4 protein-coding genes are annotated in these 3,721 nt (G+C 63.1%); 2 read left to right on the top strand and 2 right to left on the bottom strand.

Going from position 1 to position 3,721, the window contains the following annotated elements; translation table 11 throughout:
- Nucleotides 1–180: 180 nt before the first annotated feature.
- Nucleotides 181–1,845 carry an aminotransferase class III-fold pyridoxal phosphate-dependent enzyme gene (locus tag CP49_RS09480; protein WP_057850008.1) on the bottom strand — a complete coding sequence of 555 codons (1,665 nt, stop codon included), beginning with the start codon at nucleotides 1,843–1,845 and terminating at the stop codon, nucleotides 181–183.
- 34 nt (nucleotides 1,846–1,879) lie between these two features.
- On the opposite strand from CP49_RS09480, the gene asd reads away from it, so the two are divergent.
- Both asd and CP49_RS09470 read left to right on the top strand, forming a co-directional pair.
- A complete protein-coding gene (gene asd / locus CP49_RS09475) occupies nucleotides 1,880–2,749 on the top strand; it encodes an archaetidylserine decarboxylase (protein ID WP_057850007.1) in 870 nt (289 codons plus the stop codon).
- Nucleotides 2,750–2,827: 78 nt separating this feature from the next.
- Nucleotides 2,828–3,343, top strand: coding sequence for an NUDIX hydrolase (locus CP49_RS09470; protein ID WP_082645947.1), 516 nt, complete (start codon nucleotides 2,828–2,830; stop codon nucleotides 3,341–3,343).
- A 19-nt stretch (nucleotides 3,344–3,362) separates the two neighbouring features.
- Here CP49_RS09470 and CP49_RS09465 read toward each other — a convergent pair.
- Nucleotides 3,363–3,721: DUF2147 domain-containing protein (locus CP49_RS09465; RefSeq protein WP_156438214.1), on the bottom strand; the 359-nt coding region annotated here is incomplete at its 5' end.

Raw genomic sequence — 3,721 nt, 5'->3', positions numbered from 1 at the left:
ATGGCCGGGACAAGCCCGGCCATGACGAGAAACAACGAGACAGCCGTTGTGATGCCGTCATTGCGAGCGAAGCGAAGCAATCCAGCTCTCCGCGCGGGGATAGATGGATTGCTTCGTCGCTTCGCTCCTCGCAATGACGAAGGAGCCAGATCGGTGATGACGATAGACGGAAGCGCGTCTTCAGCGCCCGAATCTTTTGACAAGCAGCTCTTTCAGAATCCGCCGCTTGATGTTCTTGTTGGTCAGGGAAGCGTCGTGCCACCACCAGCCGTCGCGCTTCATCTTTTCGGTTGCAGCAACGAAACGGTCGGCGACTTCGCTGAAATCGGCGTCGGTGTAGTTGAGGCTGAAGATCAGCCGGCCGGTTCCGACCCAGCTCAGCGCCAGCCCCTCGGCGCGCAGATAGTATTGAAGCATCCAGTTGTAGCGGGACGGCTCGGTATATTGCACCATCCAGATCGAGGAGAGATTGCTGACGCGGACGGGCAGGTCGTCTGCCGCCAGCCGCGCGTTAAGCGCCTCGGCGCGGCTGTTCCAGGTCTCGTCGAGCCCCTGATAGACGGCATTGAAATTGGGGCTGGCGAGGCGGCTGAGGAATTCGTCCATCGCCGTCATCACGTAGGGGTGCGAATTGAAGGTGCCGCGGGCGAAGCAGACGTCCGCGGGGCGATCGTCGCGGAAGCGGCGCATCAGATCCTTGCGGCCGCAGACCACGCCGACGGGAAGACCGCCGGCAAGGCTCTTGCCGTAAGTGACCATGTCGGCGCGGACGCCGAAATATTCCTGCGCGCCGCCGGCGGCGAGGCGGAAGCCGACAAAGACTTCGTCGAAGATCAGTACGATGCCGCGCGCGGTGCAGACCTCGCGCAGTTTCGTCAGCCATTCCGTGTAAGCGGCGCGATCGAAATTTCCCTTGCGCGAACTGTCGACGAGCGCGGAATCGCCGGGCGCGTTGGCATTCGGATGCAGCGCCTGCAAGGGATTGACCAGCACGCAGGCGATGTCCTTGCGCGTGCGCAGCACATGCAGCGTCCGGTCCGACATGTCGGCGAGCGTATAGGTCTCGTGCGGCGACACCGGGTTGCCGACGCCGGGCTGCACGTCGCCCCACCAGCCGTGATAGGCGCCGGCGAAACGAACCAGGTGCGAACGTTTGGTATGGTAGCGCGCCAGCCGCACCGCCTGCATGACGGCTTCGGTGCCGGACATATGGAACGAGACTTCGTCGAGCCCGGAAATCTCGCACAGCCGCCGTACATTCTCGGTGATGACGGGATGATAGGGGCCGAGGACGGGGCCGAGTGCATGGGCGCGCTTTTCGGCTTCCGTGATGCACTCCTTGTAGAAGTCGTTGCCGAAAATGTTGACGCCGTAGGAGCCGGTCAGGTCGTAGAACACATTGCCGTCGACGTCTGTGACAGTGACGCCGGCCGAGGATTCCATGAAGGCGCCGGTGCCGAGATTTTCGCGAACCAGCCGGCTGTACTGGAACGGCACCCGGTAGGTTTCGGTGAACTGCAGGTCGGAGATGTGCGTCGCGGCGTCGGCCGTCATCTGCCGGCCCTTGGCATAGCGCTCTTCATAGAGGCGGGCGAGCCGGAAGAAAGCGTCCTGCCGCTGCATGGCGACGTCGCCGGGCGCGCCGTCGGAACAGAAGAAGCTGTCGATATCGAATTCGTAATGCGGCACCAGCCGCGCGACCATCTTGGACATTTTGGAATGTCCGGTCAGCGAGCGGTGCTTGGCGCGCGACAGCGCCAGTCGCGCCTGCAATTTGGGGAAGACTGCCGCGGCGCTAGCGACCGCAGCGGCGGACAGGGAAAGAATCGGAAGGGACGAATCCATGCCTGAAGCGCTAGCCAATCCTGCTGACAGATTGATGACAATACGGGGCCTGATCGCCCGTTTCACGCAGCAGGAGGGTCTCAACTTCCTGCTGACCAATCGTATCCCACGGGCGGCGCTGACACGCTTCATGGGCTGGTTCAGCAAGATCGAGAGCCCCTTTGTGCGCGATTTCTCGATTGCCTGCTGGCGGCTGTTTTCCGATCTCGATCTGTCGGAAGCCAGGAAGACCGAGTTCAAGAGCCTGCATGATTGCTTTACGCGCGAACTGCGCCCCGGGCTGCGGCCGGCGGATCCTGACCCGAGCGTCGTGGCCAGTCCTTCCGATGGCATCATCGGCGCCTTCGGCAGAATCGCGGAAACCGAGCTGTTTCAGATCAAGGGTGCGCCTTACTCGCTGCTCGATCTGCTCGGCGATCCCGCGCTGGTGGAGAGCCATCGCAACGGCCGCTTTCTCACGCTCAGGCTGACGTCGAGCATGTATCACCGCTTTCATGCGCCTTACGATGCCACGATCGAGAAGGTCACTTTCATCCATGGCGACGTCTGGAACGTCAATCCGATCGCGCTGAAGCGGGTCGAGCGGCTGTTCTGCAAGAACGAGCGGGCGGTGCTGCAGGCGCGGCTGCCATCGGGCGACGCGCTGACGCTGGTGCCGGTCGCCGCCATCCTGGTCGCCAGCATCCGGCTGCATTTCCTCGATCTCACGCTCAATGCGCAGAGCAGGGGGCCGACGGTGTTTCCGTGCGATGCGAAAGTCAGCAAAGGCGACGAGCTCGGTTGGTTCGAGCACGGCTCGACCATCATCGTACTGGCGCCGGATCATTTCGAATTCGCCGATAACATCGTGGAAGGCGGACGCATCCGCGCCGGCGAGCCGCTGTTACGGAAACCGCAGGTTTAGTCTCGATTCTCATCGCCCTTGTCTCTATAAGCTCGCGGTCGCACTGCATTCGCAGTCACGAAAAACGCGGGAAAAGAGATGGCGCGAACGCCGGTGCTGGCAGCGGGAGGCATTGTGCTGCGGCAGGCGGAGCCGCCGCTGGTCGCGGTGGTGCGCCTGCGCAAGCGCAACGAATGGGTCCTGCCCAAGGGCAAGCTCGACGACGGCGAAACGCCGCGCGCCGCGGCCGAGCGCGAGGTGATGGAAGAAACCGGGCACGATGTTTCCGTGCACGAATTTCTGGGGACGCTGGTCTATGACTCCCGCGGCGGCTCCAAGGTGGTGCATTACTGGCGCATGGAAGCTGGCCACATGCCCACGCGCAAATTGATGCGCGACGTGAAGGCGGTGGACTGGCTGCCGCTCAGGGAAGCCGTCGAGCGGCTGTCGCGCGGCTATGAGCGCGCGTTTCTCGAACATGTCGGCCCGGTCGCGATGGCCGCGGCGAACGGTGTCGAAGGCGTGGCGTTGCCGGAAGCGGCGCAGCCTGTGCTGCGAGAGCACAAGGCCGAGCACGTGGGCTTTCTTCAAAAATTGCTTCGACTGTTTCGCTAGCTCGTGTCGCGGATTATCGTCAGCTCACGCGCTTCCAGGTCTGGCCGCCGCAGAACATGCCGCCGAAGGCGCAGCCCTGGACCTTGAGCGTAGTGGTGCCCTTCAGCGCAATTGTCGAGTCGTAGTTGCGGCCGCTGCTTGGATCATGAATCCGGCCGGTCCACTTGCTGCCCTGCGGCTTCATGTTGATCAGAATCCGTTCGCCGGTGTTGACGGCATAGCCGCAAAGATTGGCGCCGCATTCCTCGATGCGAACGTTGCCCTTGTTCTCTTCGGTGGCCCAGATGCCGATCGGCGAATTCGGATCAGAGGCTGTGGCTGTGGCCACCGGAGCCGGCTGCGGCGCGGGCGCAGGCGCGGCGGCGACCGGCGCGGACG

It is taken from the genome of Bradyrhizobium valentinum (assembly GCF_001440405.1).
Taxonomy (GTDB): domain Bacteria; phylum Pseudomonadota; class Alphaproteobacteria; order Rhizobiales; family Xanthobacteraceae; genus Bradyrhizobium; species Bradyrhizobium valentinum.
Note: the sequence above shows the minus strand (reverse complement) of the source record. Positions and strands in the feature narration are given on the sequence as shown.